This window comes from Hamadaea sp. NPDC050747, from assembly GCF_040654195.1.
In the GTDB taxonomy this organism is placed as follows: domain Bacteria; phylum Actinomycetota; class Actinomycetes; order Mycobacteriales; family Micromonosporaceae; genus Hamadaea.
In genome coordinates this window covers 1-21,528 of the sequence record NZ_JBFAHM010000014.1, presented here as the reverse complement: position 1 = coordinate 21,528, position 21,528 = coordinate 1, and the positions used below count along the sequence as shown (strand labels likewise).

The following is a 21,528-nucleotide window of genomic DNA, read 5'->3' as shown; positions in this document are numbered from 1 at the left end:
GGAGTCGCCTTGCCACACCCTGATCTGCTGTTCCCGGCCGACCCACGGCAGCGGGAGATCGCCCGCGAGCTGTACGCCCACGTCAGGGACCTGCCGCTCATCTCGCCGCACGGGCACATCGATCCGCGGCTCCTCGCCGACGACGAGCCGTTCCCCGACCCGGCTCGCTTGTTCGTGGTGCCCGATCACTATCTGACGCGGATGCTCTACAGCCAGGGCGTGCATCCGGACGCCCTCGGCGTGCCCCGCCGCGACGGTTCGGCCGCGGCCGTCGAACCGCGGGAGATCTGGCGAACCTTCGCCGCGCACTGGCACCTCTTCCGCGGTACGCCGTCCAAGCTGTGGCTGGAGCAGACGCTCGACGGCGTCTTCGGCGTGACCACTCCGTTGACCGAGAACACCGCCGACGAGGTCTACGACGCGGTCGCCGCCTGTCTGGCACGGCCGGAGTTCCGGCCCCGGGCGCTGTTCGAGCGGTTCAACATCGAGGTGCTCGCCACCACCGAGTCGCCGCTGGATCCGTTGACCCAGCACGCGAAGCTGGCCGCCGACGGCTGGGGCGACCGGGTGGTCAGCACCTTCCGCCCGGACGACGTGGTGGACATGGAGTTCGGCGGCCTCACCGGCGCGACCGGTACGCGAGCCTGGCGCGAGCGCGTCGTGAGGCTGGGCGAGATCACCGGCGAGGACACGCTGACGTTCACCGGATACCTCGCCGCGCTGCGCCAACGACGGGCGGCGTTCCTCGCGATGGGCACCACGTCCAGCGATCACGGCCACCCCACCGCGCGTACGCTCGTCCTCCCCGAACGGGACAAGCAGGAGTTGTTCGAGCGGGGACTGCGCGACGAGGCGACCGCGGAGGACGCGGAGGCGTTCCGGGCCGTGATGCTCGTCGAGTTCGCCCGGATGTCGGTCGACGACGGGATGGTCATGCAGTTGCATCCCGGCTCGGTCCGCAATCACAACACCTGGCTGTACGGCGCGTACGGGACCGACGTCGGCGGAGACATCCCGCAGGCCACCGATTACGTGCACGGCCTTGCCCCGTTGTTGCGGGAGTTCGGCAACGATCCCCGGCTGCGCCTGGTCCTCTACACGCTGGACGAGACGACGTTCACCCGGGAGCTGGCGCCCCTCGCCGGCGGGTACGCCGCCCTCTACCTGGGCGCGCCCTGGTGGTTCCTCGATTCGCCGGAGGCCATGCGCCGCTTCCGTGAGGCGGTCACCGAGACCGCCGGCTTCGCCAACACCGCCGGGTTCGTCGACGACACCCGGGCGTTCTGCTCCATTCCGGTCCGGCACGACATCGCTCGCCGGGTCGACGCCGGCTTCCTCGCCCGCTTGGTCGCCGAGCATCGGCTGAGCCTGGACGAGGCCGCCGAGACCGCCGCCGACATCGCGTACCACCAGCCCAGACGAATCTTTAAGGTTGCGAACCGATGACCAAGATCATTGCCGCCGAAGTCCACGACGTACGCTTCCCCACCGCCGCCGCGGGCGACGGGTCGGACGCCATCAACCGCGGCGACTACTCGGCCTCCTATGTGGAGTTGAAGACCGACGGCGGCCTGACCGGCGCCGGGTTCACCTTCACCAACGGACGCGGTAACGAGATCACCTGCGCCGCGATCACCGCTCTCCAGCATCATGTGGTCGGCCGTGACCTCGCCGAGATCGTCGACGAGCCGGTGGCCTTCTGGCGGTCACTGACCGCCGACGTGCAGCTGCGCTGGCTCGGCCCGGAGAAGGGCGTCATCCACATGGCGGCCGGGGCGCTCGTCAACGCGGTCTGGGACCTGCGGGCCAAAGTCGCCGGGGTTCCGCTGTGGCGACTGCTCGCCGAGCTGCCGAGCGAGGAACTGGTCCGGACGGTCGACTTCCACCACATCACCGACGCCATCACCCCGGCGGAGGCGCTCGACATCCTCGAACGCGGCCGCGAGGGCCTGGCCGACCGGCTCGCGCTGCTCGAACGCGACGGCTTCCCGTCGTACACCACGTCGGTGGGCTGGCTCGGCTACCCGGACGACAAGGTGCGCGCGCTGACGCGGACGGCGTACGAGCAGGGGTGGCGCGCGATGAAGATGAAGGTCGGCGGCCCGATCGAGGACGACCTTCGCCGGGCGCGGATCATCCGCTCGGAGATCGGCCCGGACGCGCTGCTCATGATGGACGCCAACCAGGTCTGGGACGTCGACGAGGCGATCGCCAACATGGCCGTCCTCGCCGAGGTGAACCCCTACTGGATCGAGGAGCCGACGCACGCCGACGACGTGCTCGGGCACGCCCGCATCGCCCGCGCCGTGGACCCGATCCGGGTGGCGACCGGCGAGGTCGCGGCCAACCGGGTCATCTTCAAGCAGCTGCTGCAGGCCGAGGCGATCGGCGTGATGCAGATCGACGCGTGCCGGGTGGCCGGCGTCAACGAAGTGCTGGCCGAGCTGCTGATGGCGGCGAAGTTCGGCGTACCGGTGTGCCCGCACGCCGGCGGCGTCGGGCTCTGCGAGTACGTCCAGCACCTCGCGATCTTCGACTATCTGCGCGTCGGCACCTCGCTGGACGGCCGGATGGTGGAGTACGTCGACCACCTGCACGAGCACTTCGTCGACCCGGTACGCACCCGGGACGGCCGTTACCTGCTTCCCGAGCAGCCCGGATACAGCACGACGCTGCGTACCGAGTCGATCGCGGAGTACGCCTTCCCGGACGGCCCGGTATGGCGCGCCTGAGTCGAGCCGCGCTCGCCGCCCTCCCGGCGGACGCCCGCCCGACGATCGACGGGGACGCCGGAGTCGGCATCGTCCACTTGGGAGTCGGCGCTTTCCACCGGGCACATCAGGCCGTCTACACCGAGGACGCCATCGCGGCCGGCGGCGGGGACTGGGCGATCGCCGAGGTCGCCCCGAACTCCGCCGCCGTCGTGGACGCGTTGCGGGCGCAGGACGGGCTCTTCAGCGTGACGAGCCTGTCCGGCGCCGGTGCGCGTACCCGGGTGATCGGTGCCGTCGGCCGGGTGCTGCACGCGCCGAGCGAGCGCTCGGCAGTGACCGATCTGCTGGCCGATCCCGCGATCCGCGTGGTGACGCTGACCGTGACCGAGAAGGCCTATCAGCCCGGCTCGGCGATGGTGAAGCTGCTCGTGGACGGCATTCGCGCACGGATCAGCGCCGGCGCGCCGCCGCTCGCCGTGGTGAGCTGCGACAACCTGCCGTCGAACGGGTCGCAGCTGCGGGCGCTCGTCGCCGAGGCGGTGCCTCTGCCGACCTCGGTGACCTTCCCGCGGACGATGGTGGACCGGATCGTCCCGGCCAGCACGGCCGAGACCTACGCCCTGGTACGCAGTGCGCTCGGCGTCGACGATCTGGCCGCCGTCGAGGCCGAGCCCTACCTGCAGTGGGTCATCGAGGACGACTTCCCGGGCGGGCGCCCCGCCTGGGATCTGGCGGGAGCGGTGGTCACCGACGACGTCGCCCCGTGGGAGCAGCTGAAACTGCGTACGCTCAACGGCGTTCACTCCACTGTGGCCTATCTTGGGGCGCTCGCCGGGTACGAGACCATCGCCGAGGCGCTCCTCATGCCGGGGCTGACGGACCTCCTCCGGCGGTTCATCGCCGACGAGATCGCCGTCAGTTTCACGCCACCGCCAGGCGTCTCCGTCGTGGCGTACGGCGAAGAAGTGCTGGAGCGGTTCGCCAATCCCGCCATTCGGCACCGCACCATTCAGGTCGCGATGGACGGCAGTCAGAAGCTTCCCTATCGCGTCCTGCGTACGGTGCTCGACGTTCGCGCCCGCGGGCTCTCGCCCCGCTTCGGCGCGCTCGTCGTCGCGGCCTGGATGCGCTTCGCCGAGGGTACGGCGGACAATGGGGAGGCGTTGCCGCTCAACGATCCGCTGGCCCCGCAGATCCGGGCCGCGCTCGCCGCTCCCGGCCCGGTCGTCGACAAGTTGCTGGCACTGAGCGAGATCTTCCCGCCGGAACTCACCGGGGACTTCCGCGACCTCGTCGCCGAGTGGCACCGTGACCTCAGTACGCACGGCGTTCGCGCGACGGTGGCGGGCGCGTCATGATCATTGCGTCAGCCACGTCGTTAACTCGGGCATTTCGCCGCGCGAAACAGCATGGGTGGCGCAATGATCGCGCGTAAGCGGGTCGCGCTGATCGGCGCGAACGGCCACGGCCGCAATCACCGCCGTAAGCTCGTCGAGCTGAGCGAGGCGGGCCGGCTCGAGATCGCGGCGTACTGCGACGTCTCGGAGGTCGACGAGCCTGGCGGGGTTCCGGTCTTTCGGGATCATCGGGCGATGCTCGCCGAGACCCGTCCGGATGTCGTCGTCATCTGCACTCCGCCGCACACGCATCTGCCGATCGCGCTGGAGTGCGTACGGGCTGGGGCGGACATCCTCCTCGAGAAGCCGCCCATGCTCTCGCTCGCCGATCACGACGTCCTTCAGGCCGTGCTTGCTGAGACGGGACAGGTCTGCCAGGTCGGCTTTCAGGCCCTCGGGTCAGCCGGCTTGGCGGAGCTGCGGACGGCGATCGGGAGCGGCGCTCTCGGCGACATCACCGGCATCTCCGCCTTCGGCGCCTGGCAGCGTGACGACGCGTACTGGAGCCGGTCGCCCTGGGCGGGCAAACGCATGGTCGACGGCCGGCCGTCGCTCGACGGCGCGCTGGCCAACCCGTTCGCCCACGCGACGATGCAGTGTCTGGCCCTCCTGCCTGAGCCGGTCCGGATCGCGTCGATCGAGGTCGAGCGTTACCGGGCCCGGCCGATCGAGGTCGACGACACCGCCTGCCTGCGTATCCGCCCGGTCGACGGGCCGCCGGTCGTCGTCGCCGTCACGTTGTGCGCCGAGGACTTTCTGCGCGGTTCGGTCCTGGTCCAGGGCACGGCGGGGGAAGCGGAGCTGGAATACCCGTCGGACCGGCTGCGCCTGTCCACTCCGGACTGGACGACCACCGGCCGCGCCGACCTGCTCCTCAATCTCCTCGACCAGCGCGACGAGCTGATCGCGCCGCTCGCGGTCACGGCCCCGTTCACCGCGGTCCTCGAGCACATCCAGGCGGCGCCGGCGCCGCGGCCCCTCGACCCGGCCCGGCTCGTCGAACGCCAGGTGGGCCCGTCCCGCCAGGTGGTCATTCCCGGCATAGATCAGCTGGTACGCACAGCGGCGCGCCGCCTCGCGTTGTTCTCCGAAGTCGGTGACCTGCCGACGGAAACCCCACTGCAACAACGGGAATGACGCGGCCGCGCCGAATGCCTCCAAATTGGACAATACTCGGTGATTTCCTCACCGGGTCGACCAGCTTTGCCCAGAAATAGCCGCAAAACATCTGCAAATCGATGGTATTGACTGTTATGGCAGCGCGGCGCACAGTCGAGCGCATGAGAACTCTTCGATCCACCGCCGTGGTGGCCGCGGTGGCGCTGCTGGCGACCGGCGCGGCCGCCCCCGCCGCTGCCTCGGGCGGGTCACGGGACGGGCTGACCCCCTGGGCAATCGCCCTCGGCCGGGCAACTCTGCCCACCGGTGACGGCTGGGCCGCCGAGGGGACCGGGACGACCGGCGGCTCCGCGGCCGACGCCGACCACGTCTTCGTCGTGGACGACCGGGCGGAGCTGGTCGCCGCCCTCGGCGGGGACAACGCGACCAACCGGACGAACGCCACGCCGAAACTCATCTTCGTCCGGGGCGCGGTCAACGGCTTCGAGCGGGCCGACGGCACCCGGCTCACCTGTGCCGACCTGGCCGATCCCGGTTACTCGCTGAGCGGCTACCTGACGGCGTACGCCCCGGAGACGTGGGGCCGCACGAAGCCGACCGGCGCTCTCGAGGAGGCCCGAGTCCGTTCGGTGGCCAACCAGACCGCGCAGACGCAGATCAACGTCGGGCCGAACACGACCATCGTCGGCCTGCGGGGCGCCCGGTTCGACGAACTGACCCTGATGATCGACACGGCCGACAACGTCATCGTGCGGAACCTGACCTTCGCCGACTCGCACGACTGCTTCCCGGCCTGGTCACCCACCGACGGCGCGACCGGCAACTGGAACTCCCAGTTCGACAACGTCTCGGTCCGGCGTAGCCAGCATGTCTGGCTCGACCACAACTCGTTCTCCGACGCCGGCAACCCGGACTCGACCCAGCCGATCTACTTCGGACGGCCGTACCAGGTCCACGACGGCGCGATGGACATCACGCACACCTCGAACCTCGTGACCGTCTCCTACAGCGCGGTCACCGGGCACGACAAGGTGATGCTGATCGGCTCGACCGACAACCCGTCCGGCGGCGACCCCGGCCGGCTGAAGGTGACCCTGCACCACAACTACTTCGAAGGCACCTACCAGCGCCTGCCGCGTGTCCGGTTCGGGCAGGTCGACCTCTACAACAACGCCTACCGGCTCGGCGGCGACGAGTTCCAGTACGCCTGGGGCGTCGGCTTCCAGTCCGCGCTGTACGCCGAGAACAACTACGTCGGCCTCGCCGACGGGGTCGACCCGGCCGAAATCGTCCACGACTGGGGTGGCACTGCCCTCACCGAGCGCGGCACCTGGCTGCGTGTCGGCGACGCGGCGCCGAAACCGGTGAGCCTGCTCGACGCGTACAACTCGGCTCATGACCCGGACCTGAGCTCGGACGCGGGCTGGACGCCCACCCTGCGGTCCGGACCGGTGTTGCCCGCACCGGCCGTCGCCCTGCTGGTCCCCCTCTTCGCCGGCGCCCACCTCTAGTGATCATTGCGTCAGCCATGCTGTTTCGCGCGGCGAAATGCCCGCTCTCACAGCATGGCTGACGCAATGATCAAGCTTTGCCGTCCACATATGTGGATGCTATTCAGCAGCGCGTACGTGGCCTATGCTGGGCGGCATGTCGCAGACCGTCGTGATCACCGGCGCCGCCGGAAAGGTCGGCCGCCTCCTTCGCCAGCGGCTTGCTCGCCCCGGGCGGACACTCCGCCTCGTCGACATCGTCCCGCCCGAGCCCGCCGCCCCCGACGAGGACGCCGAGGTCTTCACCGGCACCGTCACGGATCTGTCCGCACTGGAATCCCTGGTCTCCGGAGCCGACGCCGTCATCCACCTCGGCGGGCAGAGCCGCGAGTCCCACTTCGCCGACGTGCTGGAGAACAACGCGCACGGCACCTACTGCCTCTTCGAGGCGGTCCGGCGGGCCGGCGTAGGCCGGGTGATCTTCGCGTCCTCCAACCACGCGGCCGGATTCCTCGACCGCGTCGACGCTCCGCCGGAGGGGTTCCCCGCCGACGCCCCGGGCCGCCCGGACACCCTCTACGGCTGGAGCAAGGTCGCCGGCGAAGCCATGGCCAGCCTGTACGCCGACCGCTACGGCATCGACGTGCTCTGTCCCCGGATCGGGATGTGCATGCCGCAGCCGATCGACGTGCGGTCGCTCGCGCTGTGGTTGTCCCCCGACGACGCCACCAGCATGTTCGAGGCCTGCCTCGCGGTGGAGTCGCCGGGGCTTCGCTACCTGTGGGGGATCAGCCGGAACACCCGGCGGTTCATGTCCCTGGCCGAGGGCGAGACGCTCGGCTACATCCCGAAGGACGACTCCGAGGTCTACGCGGACGAGATCGAGCGGGGTAAGCCGACTCCCGACTACGAGCACGACCTCGTCCTGCGTCGCATCGGTGGACAGTGGTGCGACGTTCCGTTGGGCGAGTACTACTAGTCCAGCCCCGGCAGCTAGTCCAGTCCGGGCAGCGGGCCGGGCTGCGGCTCCGGAGCCGGCGGCTCGGGCTCCGGCTCCGGCTTGGGCAGCGGGGCCGGGTCCGGCACCGGGAACGGGTCGGGCAACGGTTCGGGTCGCGTCGGGGACACTGGGTCGGGGATCACCATCACGAGTTCACCGCCTCACGGTTACGCCAGATCAAGACAGCGCCGACAACGGCCAGGAGACCGATGCCGATCGCGGCCAGCTGCGTCCGGTGCTCCCGGACCGAGACGGCCGCCCGGTCCCGGGTGTCCTGGACGAACTCCTCGGCCCGGCTCTTGACGTCGGCCTTGGCCGCCAGCGCCCGGACGGTCTCGCCCAGCGCCTGCCGCGTCTGCGCGATCTCGCCGCTCAGCTCCGCGACACTCATCGGTTGTGGCTGGCCGTTGTGCGTGGTCATCGGGAGTTCCTCTCGCCGAAGGCCTCGTTCACCTCGGACAGATCGGCCCGTACGCTGTCGACTGTCCGGTTCGGGGTCAGGGGCGTACCGCGCTTGACCTGGCCCCGGCCCACGAGGGCCTCCACCCCGGCGATGATCAGCAGCACCACTCCGACGATCAGAGCGGCGAGCCAGCCGGGCATGACCAGGGCGAGCGCAAGCCCCGCCGCGACGAGCAGGGCGCCGACGGCGTAGAACACGGCCACTCCGGAGCCGGCGAACAGCCCGACCCCCAAGCCGACCCGTTTGCCCTTCTCCGCCAGCTCGGTCCGGGCGAGCTGCATCTCCTGCCGGACCAGCGTGCTGATCTGCTCGGTCGCCTGGCGTACCAGGTCGGCCGTGGACTCCTCGGTGTGCGGCCGATGCCTGAGATCTGTCACGGGAGCGCTATTACCCCCGGATGAATCGGACTATTCAGCGCGACGCCGGGCGACCTCGGCCAGCGTGACCGCGGCGGCCACCGAAGCGTTCAGCGACTCGACCGTGGACGCCATCGGGATGCTCACCCGCAGGTCACACGTGGCTCCCACGAGGCGGGACAGCCCGCGCCCCTCGGAACCGACCACGATCACCAGCGGACCGACCGCCGCCTCCAGGTCGTACAGGGCGGTCTCGCCGTCGGCGTCCAGTCCGACGACCGTGAACCCCTCCTGCTGGGCCTGCTTGAGCGCCCGGGTCAGGTTGGTCACCTGCGACACCGGCACCCGGGCCGCCGCGCCCGCGCTGGTGCGCCAAGCGGTCGCGGTGATGCCGGAAGCCCGGCGTTCCGGCACGAACACCCCATGCGCTCCGAAAGCGGCCGCAGAGCGGATGACCGCCCCCAGGTTGCGCGGGTCGGTCACCCCGTCCAGCGCCACGAGCAGCGGGGCCGTGGGCTGCTCCAGCGCCGCGTTCAGCAGGTCCTCGAAGGGTTCGTACGCGAACGGCGGCACCTGGAGTCCGATGCCCTGGTGCAGCACTCCCCCGGTCAGCCGGTCCAACTCCGCCCGGCTGACCTCCAGCAGCGGGATGCCACGATCGCCCGCTGTGCGTACCGCCTCGTTAACCCGCTCGTCGATGTCGATGCCGAGGGCGACGTAGAGCGCGGTGGCCGGGACGTGCGCGCGCAGCGCCTCGACCACCGGATTGCGCCCGACGAGCAGCTCAGGGGCATCCTTGGGGGTCGCCGAGCGGCGGCCGGGTGCGACCTTGGGGCCACGCGAGACCGGGGTCCGGCTGGCCGTGCGCTTGGTCGGGGCGCCCTTGCCGGTACCGCCCTTGCCCCAGGTGGTGTCCTTGGTGCCGGGCTTGCCGATCTTGGGCGCGCGACCCTCGGCCGCCGCCGCCTTGCGCTCCTTGTCCTGTTTCCAGGCCGTCTTGCTGGGCAGCTTCTCGGTCCCCGAGTAGCCCTTGTGCCACGGCCGCTCGTCCGCGGGCAGCGTCTTGCCGCGGCCCTTGAGGGTGTCGCGGCCCTTGCCGCCCGACCCGCCCGGCGCGCCCTTCTTCGAGGTGGTACGCGCGTTGCGGCGCTGGGAGTTGCCGGGCATTACGTGTCACTTCCGATCGTCCATCGCGGGCCGTGCGGGGTGTCCTCGACGAGGACGCCGGCCTGCTTGAGCTGGTCGCGGACCGCGTCCGCGGCGGCCCAGTCCTTGCGTTCGCGGGCGGCGGCCCGCTGCTGGAGGGCGAGCGCGACGAGCGCATCCACAGTGGAGCGCAAGCCGCCCGCAGCCGAGTCGCCCTGCGCCCAAGCGGGGTCGAGCGGATCGAGTCCGAGCACACCGAGCATCGCCCGGACACTCGCCAGCGCGCCGGCCGCCGTCTTCGTCTCACCGGCCGCCAGCGCGGTGTTGCCCTCGCGCACGACGTCGTGAATGGCGGCGAACGCGGCCGAGGTGTTCAGGTCGTCGTCCATCGCCTCGACGAACTCGGCGCACAACACGCTCGGCTCCGTATCCCCGACGACCTCGGTGGCCCGGGTCAGGAAGCCTTCGATGCGCTGGAAGCCGCTGGCCGCCTCGCGCAGCGACTCCTCGGAGTACTCGATGATCGACCGATAGTGGGCCGAGCTGAGGTAATAGCGCAGCTCGATCGGGCGTACGCCGAGCTTCCTGATCGCCTCGACGTCGAGCACGTTGCCGACGGACTTGGCCATCTTGCTGCCGCCCAGATTGAGCATGGCGTTGTGGACCCAGTAGCGGGCGAACGGCAGCCCGGCCGACCGCGACTGGGCGATCTCGTTCTCGTGGTGCGGGAACGAGATGTCCAGGCCACCGCCGTGGATGTCGAACTCGGCGCCGAGATAGCGCCACGTCATCGCCGAGCACTCGATGTGCCAGCCCGGCCGGCCGCGGCCCCACGGCGACGGCCAGTACGCGTTCTCCGGCTCGCCCGGTTTGACGCCCTTCCAGAGGGCGAAGTCCCGGGGGTCCCGCTTGGAGCGGTCGGGGGCGTCCCCGGCCGGCAGCATCTCGTCGACCCGCTGGCCGGAGAGCGCGCCGTATTCGGGGTAGGTCTTGACGTCGAAGTAGACGTCGCCGGAACCGTCCTCGGCCGCATACGCGTGACCGCGCTCGATCAGGATCTGGATGAGCTCGATCATCTCCGGGATGTGGCCGGTGGCCCGGGGCTCATAGGTCGGCGCCGCGACGTTCAACGCCCGGTACGCCGCTTCGAGCCGCACCTCGTTCGCGTACGCGATGGACCAGAACGGCAGGTCCTGCTCGACCGCCTTGGCCAGCACCTTGTCGTCGATGTCGGTGATGTTGCGGACGTAGGTGACCGCGAGCCCGTGATGGATCAGCCAGCGGCGCAGCACGTCGTTGTTCACCCCGGAACGAAGGTGCCCGATGTGCGGCGGCGACTGCACGGTGAGACCACAGACATACATCGAAACCTTGCCGGGTACGCGCGGCATGAAGTCGCGCACCGACCGGGTCGCGGTGTCGAAGAGTCTCAGCGTCACCCGTCAAGGATAGTCAAAGCGCCCAGCGACGGCGGGACCGGGTATGTCGATTGATCAGGCCGCGTTCCAGCGGGAAAGCAGCGCTGGAAGCTCGTCGAGCGACGCGACGACGGCGTCGGGCACGATCTCGCCGGGCACCGGATCGCCGGCGTGGTTGAGCCACACAGTCCGTAGGCCGACCGCGGCCGCCCCGGCGACGTCGTGGGCGTACGTGTCGCCGACGTAGACGACCTCGGCCGCGTCCGCCTTCGCCGCCGCGAGGACGGCGTGGAAGAACTCGGCGGCGGGCTTCTTCGGCACCCCGTTCTGCAAGGCGTAGATCTCGAACGAGAACAATCCACCCAGGCCGACCAGCTCCGCGCGGCTGTTGGCGTTCGTGGCGTACCCGAGTTGGAAGTCGCTGCGCAGCTTGGCCAGCATCTCGACCACACCCGGGTAGGGGCGGCTGTTGGCGTACCGGACGTCGAAGAACAGCGCCACCATGTCGTCCAGGCGCGCCTGGAGACCGTGACGGGCCAGCGACTGGCGCATCGCGGCGATCCGGATGTCGCGCGCCGGCAGCTCCGGCGTCGCCGCCCAGTGCGCGGACGCGTCGGCCCGCAACACCTCCACCGGTACGCCGGTTTCCGCCGACACCGCGGCCAGTCCGGCCAGCACGGCCGGCAGCAGGTCGACCAGCGTGTGGTCGGCGTCGAACGCCACCGTCGTGATCATTGGACCAACGTACTCTGTGCGCCATGGACACCGCTCAGACGCTCGATCGCGGGCTGCGCCTGCTCACGCTGGTCGCCGACAGCCCGGCCGGCGTCACCGTCACCGAGGCGGCCAACCGGCTGAACGTCGGGCGTGCGGTCGTCTACCGCCTCGCCGCCACGCTGGGCGAACACAGCATGGTGCGCCGGGACTCCGCCGGTCGGCTGCTGCCCGGCATCGGCCTGATCCACCTCGCCCGCCGAGCTCAGCCGTTGCTGGCCGACGCCGCGCTCCCGGCTCTGCGTACGCTCGCCGAGCAGGTCGGCGCGACCGCGCATCTCACCCTGGCCGACGGAGCCGAAGCAGTGGCCGTCGCCGTCGTGGAACCCAGCTCCACGATGTTCCATGTGGCGTACCGGGTGGGTTCCCGGCATCCCCTGGATCGGGGCGCGGCGGGGAAGGCCATCCTCACCGGCGAGCTGAGCCGTTCGGCGGGCGAGTTGCAGCCGGGCGCGTACGGGCTGGCCGCCCCGGTGCTCGGCGTCGAGGGCATCTCGGCCAGCGTCGGCGTCGTCTCGCTCGGCGAGCTGAACCCCGACGCCGTACGCGAACCGCTGCTCACCGCCGCCACCGCGATCGCCGCCGCCCTCCGCTGACGCGAGGCGAGCGCAAGCGCGAGGCGAGCGTCAGCGACGGCCGATGGTGAGCACCGGCTGCGACGTGGCCGCGTAGAAGTCGTTGCCCTTGTCGTCCACGACGATGAACGCCGGGAAGTCCTCGACCTCGATCTTCCACACGGCTTCCATGCCGAGTTCCGGGTACTCCAGCACCTCGACGTGCTTGATGCAGTCGGCGGCCAGGCGCGCGGCCGGTCCGCCGATCGAGCCGAGGTAGAACCCGCCGAACTTGGCGCACGCGTCGGTGACCTGCTGCGACCGGTTGCCCTTGGCCAGCATCACGTAGGAGCCGCCGGCCTCTTGGAACTTGGCCACATAGGAGTCCATCCGGCCGGCCGTCGTCGGGCCGAACGAGCCGGAGGCGTAACCCTCGGGCGTCTTCGCCGGGCCGGCGTAGTAGACGGCGTGGTCGCGCAGGTACTGCGGGAGAGGCTCACCGGCGTCGAGGCGCTCGGCGATCTTCGCGTGGGCGATGTCGCGGGCGACGACGAGCGGGCCGTTCAGCGACAGCCGCGTCTTGACCGGGTACTGCGCGAGCGTCTCGCGGATCACCGACATCGGCTGGTTGAGGTCGACGTGGACGACCTCCTCGGAAACGTCCTCGGCCGTCGTGTGCGGGAGGAACCGGGCCGGGTCGGTCTCCAGCCGCTCCAGCCATACGCCGGACGGCGTGATCTTCGCGAGCGCCTGGCGGTCGGCCGAGCACGAGACGGCGATCGCGACCGGGCACGAGGCGCCGTGCCGGGGCAGGCGGACGACGCGGACGTCGTGGCAGAAGTAGCGCCCGCCGAACTGCGCGCCGATCCCGAAGTTCCGGGTCAGCTCCAGCACCTCGGCTTCGAGCTCGACGTCACGGAAGCCGTGGGCCAGCATGGATCCCTCGGTCGGCAGCCCGTCGAGGTACTTCGCGGAGGCCAGCTTGGCGGTCTTGAGGGCGTGCTCGGCGCTGGTGCCGCCGATGACGATGGCCAGGTGGTAGGGCGGGCACGCGCTGGTCCCGATGGCGCGCAGCTTCTCCTCGAGGAACTGCAGCATCCGGGTCGGGTTCAGCAGCGCCTTGGTCTCCTGGAACAGGTAGGACTTGTTGGCCGAGCCGCCGCCCTTGGCCATGAAGAGGAACTTGTACGCGTCCGGGTGGCCGTCGGGGTCCTCGGCGAAGATCTCGATCTGCGCGGGGAGGTTGCTGCCGGTGTTGCGCTCCTCCCACATGGACAGTGGGGCGAGCTGCGAGTAGCGCAGGTTCAGCTTGGTGTAGGCCTCGTAGACACCGCGCGCGATGGCGGGTTCGTCGCCGCCGTCGGTGAGGACGTGGCGGCCGCGCTTGCCCATGACGATCGCGGTGCCCGTGTCCTGGCACATCGGTAGCACGCCGCCGGCCGCGATGTTCGCGTTGCGCAGGAGGTCCAGCGCGACGAACCGGTCGTTCGGGGAGGCCTTCGGGTCGTCCAGGATCGATCGCAGCTGAGTCAGGTGGGCCGGGCGCAGAAAGTGCGCGATGTCGTGCATCGCCTCGGCGGTCAGCTGGGTGAGCACCGCCGGCTCCACGGTGAGGAAGTCGCGCCCGCCCGGACCGCGGACCACGTCCACGCCCTCGTCCGTGATCAGCCGATACTCGGTCGCGTCAGGCGCCAGCGGCAGCAGCGGCGCGTACCCAAACTCCCCGGAACTCATGAACATGAGAGTACCTACCCGCCGGTCGCCTCCAGCGGGAGCGGTGCCTCACCTCACGGCTGGACGCTCGGGAACGTCAGCAGGCCGAGATCCCGGTGGTCGCCCAGCAGGAGCCCTTGCGGCAGCAACGCCAAAACCTTCGCCTCGCTCGCGGCCTCGACGACCGGCTGCCCGCTGTCCGGTGCCAGCACGCGGATCCGGTCGGGCTTCCGATCGAAGACCACGATATGGGTACGCGTGACGGAGACGTTCGCCTTGGGGTCGGCCTTCCGGCTCCACAACACGTCGGGCTCGCCCAACTGGTACGCCGTCAGCGTCTTGCCGTCTTTGGAGCGCAGCACTGCGCGTACGCCATCGGTTGCGATGATCTTCGCACCTTCCGGGGCCACGAGCAGCTGGCGGCCGTCGGCCGCGTCGAGCAGGACCTGGCGCCCGTCGGGCCGGGTGGCGAGCAGCGCGGACCCGGCGCCGCGCGGCTCGGACCGTTGGTCGCAGGCGGCGCCGGAGATGGTGCCGAGGTTGAACCCGTCGAGCCGCCAGACGACCCGGTTGGTGATGGGGTCGCGGGCGATGAGGTGCTGCTCACAGCCGCCGGAGATCGGTTTGGCCTCGCTGTGGAGGACCCTGCCGCCGGCGAGGTAGACGCGCTCGTTCTTCGCGTTCTTGAGCACGTTGACGACCTCTCCCGTACGCGTGTCGACGAGATGGATCTCGTCGTCGATCGGGAAGCCGAGGTAGCGGGGCATGCGACCGGATCCGGTCAGCGACCCGTCGGCCTGGTCGACCTCGAACGGGCGCAGGCCGGGCAGGTCCGGGTTGTCGGCGAAGAGCACGAAACCGACGCCGGGCAGGTCGGCTCGCCACTTCTCGTCGCCGCTGGCCGGTTCCCGGGCGGTGAGTACGCAGTCCTGCGAGGTCCGGCACGTGACGTCGATCATCGCGTCGGCGAACGTCCACACCGCCGCCGCCTTGTCGTTCTTGCGCAGCTGGTTGCCGGTACGCGGATCGAGCACGCGGTAGCCCTTGACGAGCAGTTTGCCGGTGACGACGACGGTACGCCCGGCCGACCCGGCCAATGCCGTCCAGTCGGCCTCCTGCTGCCAGAGGTGCGCGCCGGTGGCCAGGGATCGGCCCTCCACGGATTCGCGCTGTTCGACGATGACCGTGCCGTCGGCGTCGAGCACGTGGACCGGCACCCCACCGAGGCGTTCCTGCCATTTCGGGGTGGGTTCGGCGAGCGTGGCCGAGGTGTTGATCCAGTTCCAGATGGCGGGGAAGGGGTTCCAGACGCCGGTGCTCACCAGGATGATCAGCACGAGGAGGCCGGCGACGAGCCAGCCCGAAGCGGTCGACCTCCCCTTGGCCACGCGGACACGGTAGCCGCCCCCACCCCGTTGATCATGAAGTTGACCGTTGACTCGGCGGCGTGTCGTGACAGGAGAGTCCATGATCAACGTGATATTGGGGCGAATCACCCAGTTGCTGCCGCCGCCTCGACCAAGGGCAGGACGCGATAGGGGATCTGCTCGGCGAGCGCGATGATCGTCGAGGCCCGCACGATCGCGTGGTAGCCCACGATGCCGTCGATCACCCGTTGCAGATCGGCGTTCGACCGGGCCACCACCCGGCAGACGAGGTCGCCCGATCCGGTGATCGTGTGCACCTCCAGGACCTCCGGGATGGCGACAAGATGTTCAGCCACCGCGTCATGTCCCCGGCTCTGCCGGATCTCCAGCGTGACGAAGGCGGTGACGGCGTACCCGAGGGCGGCGGGGTCGAGCTGCGGCCCGAATCCGGTGATGACTCCCCGTGCTTGGAGCCGGTCCAGCCGCGCCTGCACGGTGCCCCGGGCTACCCCCAAGCGCCGGGCGCACTCCAGTACGCCGATCCGCGGCTCCTCATGCAGGAGCCGGATCAACCGGGCGTCGAGGACGTCGACCTCACTAGGCATCTTGACCACCTACTCGCGGGTTCGGTCAGGCAGATTGCACAACTTGACTAGTGATCACCGTACTGGTTGCCCATCCGGGCGGTGTGACGCACGCTACCCCCATGAGCACGCAGACCATCCCGGCCGCCCACGAGGCCGCCGATGAGCAGGACGTCTTCCCCGTCAAAGCGGTCGACCACGTCGCGTTCCTCGTCGGCAACGCCAAGCAGGCCGCCCACTATTACTCGACCGCCTTCGGGATGACCCTGGTCGCCTATCGCGGCCCCGAGCAGGGCTACCGCGACTACGCCGAGTACGTGCTGGTCAGCGGCTCGGCGCGGTTCGTCCTCCGGGGAGCGGTGCACGCGGCCGCGCCGGGTGCCGAGCACCACGCCAAGCACGGCGACGGCGTGGTCGACATCGCGCTGGAGGTGCCGGACGTCGACGCGGCGTACGCCCACGCCACCAGCACCGGCGCGGTCGGCCTGACGGAGCCGACGACCGTCGAGGACGAGCACGGCTCGATCCGGTACGCCGCCGTCGCGACCTACGGCGACACCCGTCACACGCTGATCGACCGGTCGAACTACACCGGCCCGTTCCTGCCCGGGTTCATCGCGCGCGACCCGATCGTGGCCCCCGGCAAGCGCCGGTTCCAGGCGGTCGACCACATCGTCGGCAACGTCGAGCTGGGCCGCATGGACGAGTGGGTGGAGTTCTACCACCGCGTCATGGGCTTCACGAACATGGCCGAGTTCATCGGCGACGACATCGCGACCGACTACTCGGCGCTGATGTCGAAGGTGGTCGCGAACGGTACGCGGAAGGTCAAGTTCCCGCTCAACGAGCCGGCCGTCGGCAAACGGAAGTCGCAGATCGACGAGTACCTGGAGTTCTACGGCGGCCCGGGCGCGCAGCACATCGCGCTGGCCACCAACGACATCCTGGCGAGCGTGGACGCGATGGCGGCGGCCGGGGTCGAGTTCCTGGCCACGCCGGACTCCTACTACGACGACCCGGAGCTGCGGGCGCGTATCGGCGTCGTGCGGGTTCCGATCGAGGAGCTGAAGGCCCGCCGCATCCTGGTCGACCGGGACGAGGACGGCTACCTGCTGCAGATCTTCACCAAGCCGGTCCAGGACCGGCCGACCGTGTTCTTCGAGCTGATCGAACGGCACGGCTCGCTCGGCTTCGGCAAGGGCAACTTCAAGGCCCTGTTCGAGGCGATCGAGCGCGAGCAGGACATGCGCGGAAACCTCTGACGACGGCCTGCCCCGCTTCACCCGTAGCGCTGGATCAGGGATCGCGGTCGAATCATGCCCCAAGATTCGGCCGAGATCCCTGATCCAGCGCGAAACAGGCGGCGGCGTCGGTGGTCGAGCCGTGACAGGATGTCTGCCGTGACAGGACCCACATCGTCGCCACCGGCCGAGTCCGCCCCCGAGCCGGCGACGCCCACGCCGGTGGCCCCGCCAGTGGCCCCCCAGCCGGTGACCCCGCCGCCGGGCGGCTACGCGGTTCCCCAGCAGACCTACCCTGGGTACGCGCCGGGCTACCCACGCCCGGTCTACCTGCAGCCGGCCCCGCTGGCGCCGAACGGGCAGCCGCTGGCCGACTTCTTCAGCCGGCTGGGTGCGTACCTGATCGACGGGCTCATCATGGGCTCGATCGGGGCGATCGTGGCGATCCCGCTGGTGATCTGGTGGGTCTACACCTTCGTCTCCGAGGTCACGACGATCCAGACCTCCGCCGACGGGACCACCCAGATCGACAGCTCGGAGTTCACCGGCCTGCTCTGGGGCTACTTGGCCATCTTCGGCGTCATCCTGATCGTGAACCTGGTCGTCTCCTACCTGTATCTGGTGGAGTTCACCTGGCGGTCGGGGCAGACGATCGGCAAGCGAGTGGTGAAGCTTAAGATCGTCCCGGTGGACCCGGCCGCTGAGCGTACGCGCGGCATGCTCGCCAAGCGTTGGCTGGTGGAGCACGGCGGCGCGCTCGTCCCGTTCTTCTCCTACGTCGACGGGCTGTGGCAGCTCTGGGACAAGCCGCTTCAGCAATGCCTGCACGACAAGGCCGCCCGCACCGTCGTAGTGAAGATCGGTTGATGAGATGTCCGTAGCTCCCGGGTGGTACCCCGATCCCGCCGATCCCGCCACGACCCGGTACTGGGACGGCGAAGGCTGGGCCGATCAGCAGACCGCAGAACCCGCGACAGCGGAGCAGGCGCCGAGGCCGGTCGAGACCGCGGTCGCGCCCCCGCTCACCTTCCCCGGCCAGCCCCCGCATCCCGGCCAGCCCCCGCACGGCCCGTACGCGCCGGTGAAGCCGCCGTGGTGGCCGGAGAACATCGCGTTCCCACCGGCGGGTCCGGTGACGCCGCACGGCCTCGCGCTCGCCTCACCCGGCCGCCGCCTCGCCGCCCGCGCGATCGACCTGGGTGCGCTGCTCGTCTTGAACCTGATCTTCAACGGCTACTTCTTATTCCAGTGGGTCACCGAGTCGGCCGCGCTGGGTCAGGAATGGCTGCGCTCCGGCGAGGTGGACACGCAATCCTGGAGCCGGATCGGCGAACTCGGCCTGATCATCTCCCTGATCGCCTACGCCCTGTGGTTCGCCTACGAGGTGCCGGTCACCCACAGCCGCGGTCAGACGCTCGGCAAGATGCTGCTCGGCCTGCGGGTCATCCCCTGGGAGAGCACCGAGCGGCTGCCCTTCGGCCGCTCGTTCCGGCGCTGGTCGCTGTTCGGCTACCCGTTCCTGCTCTACGTCTGCTGCGGCATCTTCGGCTTCATCCTGCCGATCGTCGACAACTTCTTCATCGCGACCGACTCGGTCCTCCGGCTGGCCTGGCATGACCGGCTGGCCCGCACCTTCGTGGTGCGCATCCCCGATCGCAAGGCACCATTGAACTGAAGGAGGAGGCCGCGATGAATCTCACCCGCGCCGACCTGGCCGCACTGCCGAGCTACGTCCCCGGGCGGACGGTGCCGGGCTCGATCAAGCTCGCCAGCAACGAGGTCCCCTACGGCCCGCTGCCGGGCGTGGTCGAGGCCATCGTCGAGGCCGCGCAGGGCGTACACCGCTATCCGGACCTCGGGGTGGTCGCGCTCCGCGAGAAGCTCGCCGGGCGGCTCGGCGTCGCGGTCGACCGGATCGCCGCCGGCTGCGGCTCGGTGGCCATGACGGAGCACATCATGCGGGCCACCTGCCTGCCCGGGGACGAGGTCGTCTACTCCTGGCGGTCCTTCGAGGCGTACCCGATCATCGCGGCCACGACCGGCGCCACGTCGGTCCGCGTGCCGAACACCGCCGCGCACGGCCACGACCTGCCGGCCATGGCTGCCGCGGTCACCTCGCGCACCAAGCTGGTCATCGTCTGCAACCCCAACAATCCGACTGGTACGCCGCTCAGGCGGGCCGAGCTCCGCGATTTCCTCGACGCAGTAGGCCCCGACGTCGTCGTCGTCCTGGACGAGGCATACCGGGAGTTCGTGACCGACACCGAGGTGCCGGACGGTCTGGTGGAGTTCGGCGACCGGCCCAACGTGGTCGTGCTGCGGACGCTCTCCAAGGCGTGGGGCCTGGCCGGTCTCCGGGCCGGCTACCTGGTGGCGCAGCCGGAGGTCGCCGAGGCGGTCCGCAAGGTCATCACGCCGTTCTCCACGAACATCGCCGCCCAGGCTGCTGCGCTCGCCGCGTTGGACCAGGAGGAGGAGATGGCCCGCCGGGCCGCCCTGGTCGTCGCCGAGCGCTCCCGAGTCCGGGACGCGCTGCTGAAGTTGGGTCAGGACGTCCCCGAGTCGCAGGCGAACTTCGTCTGGCTGCCGCTGGGCGACGGCGCGACGGCCTTCGCCCAGGCGTGTGAGCAGGCCGGGGTCATCGTCCGCCCGTTCGCGGGCGACGGCGTCCGCGTCACCATCGGCACGCCCGAGGAGAACGACACCTTCCTCAACGCGGCCGAGAAGGCCTTCTAATCAGGAAGTGCCAAGTCAGGTAGCCGCCAGCAGGACCGGACGGTTCGTGAAGTAGTACTCGTCGTCGGTGTCGGCCTCCGCGGCGGTCAGGGTCAGTCGCTCGATCGCGACGTAGACCCCGCTCGCGGCGACCGGGCCGACGGCGTACTGCTTGTCGGGGTCGTGGTCCATCAGAACCGACACCCGGGTCAGTTCCCGTCCCGTGGCCGGGTCGAGGGCGATGAGCGTACGCGCCCTGGTCAGCAGGAGAACCCGGGTCGGCGTCGTGGCGATGATCTGCGCGTCGGACGGGTCGTCCCCGACGGCGCTCCACGTCCACCGGACGGCGCCCGTGACAGGATCCTTGCCGGTCAGTGCACGGGTGTCCGCGGTGTCGCCGAGCGGCGCGTCGATCGCCGTGGTCCCCGCGAGCCAAGCGGTCTCCCCGCGCAGGCCTTCGGCCGGCTTCGGCGCCCCCTCCGACCAGGTCCACGCCCCGGTGTGCGTACGCACTCCGCCGCATTCGGAGACGCCGACGCGGCAGCCGAGCGGCGTCACCGTCTTCGCCGCCTCGATGGACAGGTCGGTCGGCGTACCGGTGCTCAAGTCGAACCGGCGCAGCACAGTGGGGCCGTCACACCGATCGGGGACGACCACCTCGTTGGGGACAGTGAACGCTTGGGTGGCGCAGCCGGGGGCGGGCGTACTCCACAGTCGGGCGCCTGTGGCAGCGTCGGTGGCGGTAACGCCTTCCTTCGCCGTCACGACGACACCCAAGCCGGCCTTGGTGACGCCGGTCAGCAGCCCTGCGGGCGTCCAGACGACCGCCGACCCCGTACGCCGCCCGGGATACTCCGTGCCGAGAACGTCGGCCGCCGCCTCCCAGGCCACCCGACCGCTCCGGGCGTCGATCGCGGTGAGCTTGCCGTCCGACCAGCTCCCCACGACCACCGGTACGCCCGACGTCGACGCCGTCGGCGGATGCACCACCCCGATCAGCTGCTGCGGCCAGCGCCGATACGACCAATAGGGGCTCGTCTCATATCGGTACGCCGGTTGGTCGTCGGCCTGGATCTGCCGCTTGGCGGCGTACACCCGAAGGTGGTCGTCGACGATCAGCGGGCTGTTGACGAGCGCGCCCAGCGCACCCGGTGTCGGCGACACCGAGGGATTCGGGTACGCCGACGCCGCCGTGGTGACGACCTCAGCCGGCCCCAGTACGCGCCACACGACGCCACCGGAGGCGGCCAGGGTCACGACGCCGAGCGCCGCCCACAACGCGTACTTCTTCCAGCCCGTGATTCGGCGCATGATCCGCATTCTAAGCGGGCCCGGGAAACGCAAATACAATTAGGCCCTCCACCGAAGTGGAGGGCCTAATTGAAAGTTTGTCCGGCGGTGTCCTACTCTCCCACACCGTCCCCGGTGCAGTACCATCGGCGCTGGAGGGCTTAGCTTCCGGGTTCGGAATGTGACC

At 70.1% G+C, this 21,528-nt stretch carries 21 protein-coding genes and 1 rRNA gene; 11 read left to right on the top strand and 11 right to left on the bottom strand.

The features are described 5' to 3' along the window. The first annotated feature begins 9 nt into the window (after positions 1-9). The 6 genes from uxaC (at position 10) to AB0H43_RS30170 (ending at position 7,699) form a co-directional block, all read left to right on the top strand. Positions 10-1,446, top strand: coding sequence for a glucuronate isomerase (uxaC, locus tag AB0H43_RS30195; protein ID WP_360004866.1), 1,437 nt, complete (start codon positions 10-12; stop codon positions 1,444-1,446). Next, on the top strand, positions 1,443-2,732 hold the full coding sequence (locus AB0H43_RS30190) for an enolase C-terminal domain-like protein (RefSeq protein ID WP_360004864.1): 1,290 nt from the start codon (positions 1,443-1,445) through the stop codon (positions 2,730-2,732). The genes uxaC and AB0H43_RS30190 overlap by 4 nt, the downstream gene beginning before the upstream one ends. Beyond that, positions 2,720-4,072 (top strand): mannitol dehydrogenase family protein, encoded by a 1,353-nt coding sequence (locus AB0H43_RS30185; protein ID WP_360004862.1) that lies wholly within the window; start codon positions 2,720-2,722, stop codon positions 4,070-4,072. Before AB0H43_RS30190 ends, AB0H43_RS30185 begins: the two co-directional genes overlap by 13 nt. Before the next feature lie 63 nt (positions 4,073-4,135). Beyond that, positions 4,136-5,248, top strand: coding sequence for a Gfo/Idh/MocA family oxidoreductase (locus AB0H43_RS30180; protein ID WP_360004861.1), 1,113 nt, complete (start codon positions 4,136-4,138; stop codon positions 5,246-5,248). A 143-nt stretch (positions 5,249-5,391) separates the two neighbouring features. Next, positions 5,392-6,741, top strand: coding sequence for a polysaccharide lyase family 1 protein (locus tag AB0H43_RS30175; RefSeq protein ID WP_360004859.1), 1,350 nt, complete (start codon positions 5,392-5,394; stop codon positions 6,739-6,741). A 136-nt stretch (positions 6,742-6,877) separates the two neighbouring features. Beyond that, complete coding sequence (locus AB0H43_RS30170) at positions 6,878-7,699, top strand: NAD(P)-dependent oxidoreductase (RefSeq protein ID WP_360004857.1); 822 nt, start codon at positions 6,878-6,880, stop codon at positions 7,697-7,699. A 14-nt stretch (positions 7,700-7,713) separates the two neighbouring features. Here AB0H43_RS30170 and AB0H43_RS30165 read toward each other — a convergent pair whose 3' ends face one another. Genes AB0H43_RS30165 through AB0H43_RS30140 form a run of 6 tightly spaced genes read right to left on the bottom strand, consistent with a single transcriptional unit; the run spans position 7,714 to position 11,838 of the window. Continuing rightward, the gene (locus AB0H43_RS30165) at positions 7,714-7,869 is read right to left on the bottom strand and encodes a hypothetical protein (protein WP_360004856.1); all 156 of its coding nucleotides are present in this window, start codon (positions 7,867-7,869) and stop codon (positions 7,714-7,716) included. Next, positions 7,866-8,141: a DUF3618 domain-containing protein gene (locus AB0H43_RS30160; RefSeq protein ID WP_360004854.1), complete on the bottom strand. Its 276-nt coding sequence runs from the start codon at positions 8,139-8,141 to the stop codon at positions 7,866-7,868. The genes AB0H43_RS30165 and AB0H43_RS30160 overlap by 4 nt, the downstream gene beginning before the upstream one ends. Then, positions 8,138-8,560, bottom strand: coding sequence for a phage holin family protein (locus AB0H43_RS30155; protein ID WP_360004852.1), 423 nt, complete (start codon positions 8,558-8,560; stop codon positions 8,138-8,140). Before AB0H43_RS30155 ends, AB0H43_RS30160 begins: the two co-directional genes overlap by 4 nt. A 30-nt stretch (positions 8,561-8,590) precedes the next feature. Beyond that, positions 8,591-9,706, bottom strand: a complete 1,116-nt coding sequence (gene rlmB, locus AB0H43_RS30150) for a 23S rRNA (guanosine(2251)-2'-O)-methyltransferase RlmB (RefSeq protein ID WP_360004850.1) — start codon at positions 9,704-9,706, stop codon at positions 8,591-8,593. Further along, positions 9,706-11,124, bottom strand: coding sequence for a cysteine--tRNA ligase (gene cysS / locus AB0H43_RS30145; protein WP_360004848.1), 1,419 nt, complete (start codon positions 11,122-11,124; stop codon positions 9,706-9,708). The genes rlmB and cysS overlap by 1 nt, the downstream gene beginning before the upstream one ends. Before the next feature lie 54 nt (positions 11,125-11,178). Continuing rightward, positions 11,179-11,838 carry an HAD family hydrolase gene (locus AB0H43_RS30140; protein ID WP_360004846.1) on the bottom strand — a complete coding sequence of 220 codons (660 nt, stop codon included), beginning with the start codon at positions 11,836-11,838 and terminating at the stop codon, positions 11,179-11,181. A 23-nt stretch (positions 11,839-11,861) separates the two neighbouring features. Between AB0H43_RS30140 and AB0H43_RS30135 the strand changes: the two genes are divergently transcribed. Then, positions 11,862-12,473: a helix-turn-helix domain-containing protein gene (locus AB0H43_RS30135; protein WP_360004844.1), complete on the top strand. Its 612-nt coding sequence runs from the start codon at positions 11,862-11,864 to the stop codon at positions 12,471-12,473. 30 nt (positions 12,474-12,503) lie between these two features. On the opposite strand, the gene AB0H43_RS30130 is transcribed toward AB0H43_RS30135, so the two are convergent. The 3 genes from AB0H43_RS30130 to AB0H43_RS30120 form a co-directional block, all read right to left on the bottom strand. Next, positions 12,504-14,165, bottom strand: a complete 1,662-nt coding sequence (locus AB0H43_RS30130) for a fumarate hydratase (protein WP_360004843.1) — start codon at positions 14,163-14,165, stop codon at positions 12,504-12,506. 53 nt (positions 14,166-14,218) lie between these two features. After that, the gene (locus tag AB0H43_RS30125; RefSeq protein ID WP_360004841.1) at positions 14,219-15,532 is read right to left on the bottom strand and encodes a PQQ-binding-like beta-propeller repeat protein; all 1,314 of its coding nucleotides are present in this window, start codon (positions 15,530-15,532) and stop codon (positions 14,219-14,221) included. A gap of 104 nt (positions 15,533-15,636) precedes the next feature. Beyond that, positions 15,637-16,116 carry an Lrp/AsnC family transcriptional regulator gene (locus tag AB0H43_RS30120; protein ID WP_360004839.1) on the bottom strand — a complete coding sequence of 160 codons (480 nt, stop codon included), beginning with the start codon at positions 16,114-16,116 and terminating at the stop codon, positions 15,637-15,639. A 101-nt stretch (positions 16,117-16,217) separates the two neighbouring features. Here AB0H43_RS30120 and hppD point away from each other — a divergent pair, with 101 nt between their 5' ends. The 4 genes from hppD to hisC all read left to right on the top strand — a co-directional run bounded on the left by hppD (position 16,218) and on the right by hisC (position 20,072). Next, positions 16,218-17,357, top strand: coding sequence for a 4-hydroxyphenylpyruvate dioxygenase (hppD, locus tag AB0H43_RS30115; RefSeq protein ID WP_360004837.1), 1,140 nt, complete (start codon positions 16,218-16,220; stop codon positions 17,355-17,357). A gap of 138 nt (positions 17,358-17,495) precedes the next feature. Beyond that, complete coding sequence (locus AB0H43_RS30110) at positions 17,496-18,203, top strand: RDD family protein (RefSeq protein WP_360004835.1); 708 nt, start codon at positions 17,496-17,498, stop codon at positions 18,201-18,203. A gap of 4 nt (positions 18,204-18,207) precedes the next feature. Beyond that, positions 18,208-19,011: an RDD family protein gene (locus AB0H43_RS30105; protein ID WP_360004833.1), complete on the top strand. Its 804-nt coding sequence runs from the start codon at positions 18,208-18,210 to the stop codon at positions 19,009-19,011. A 14-nt stretch (positions 19,012-19,025) separates the two neighbouring features. Continuing rightward, positions 19,026-20,072 (top strand): histidinol-phosphate transaminase, encoded by a 1,047-nt coding sequence (gene hisC, locus AB0H43_RS30100; protein ID WP_360004831.1) that lies wholly within the window; start codon positions 19,026-19,028, stop codon positions 20,070-20,072. 15 nt (positions 20,073-20,087) lie between these two features. Here hisC and AB0H43_RS30095 read toward each other — a convergent pair whose 3' ends face one another. Both AB0H43_RS30095 and rrf read right to left on the bottom strand, forming a co-directional pair. Beyond that, positions 20,088-21,362: a PQQ-binding-like beta-propeller repeat protein gene (locus tag AB0H43_RS30095; protein WP_360004829.1), complete on the bottom strand. Its 1,275-nt coding sequence runs from the start codon at positions 21,360-21,362 to the stop codon at positions 20,088-20,090. 79 nt (positions 21,363-21,441) lie between these two features. Further along, positions 21,442-21,528 (bottom strand): 5S ribosomal RNA (rrf, locus tag AB0H43_RS30090); the annotation flags it as partial.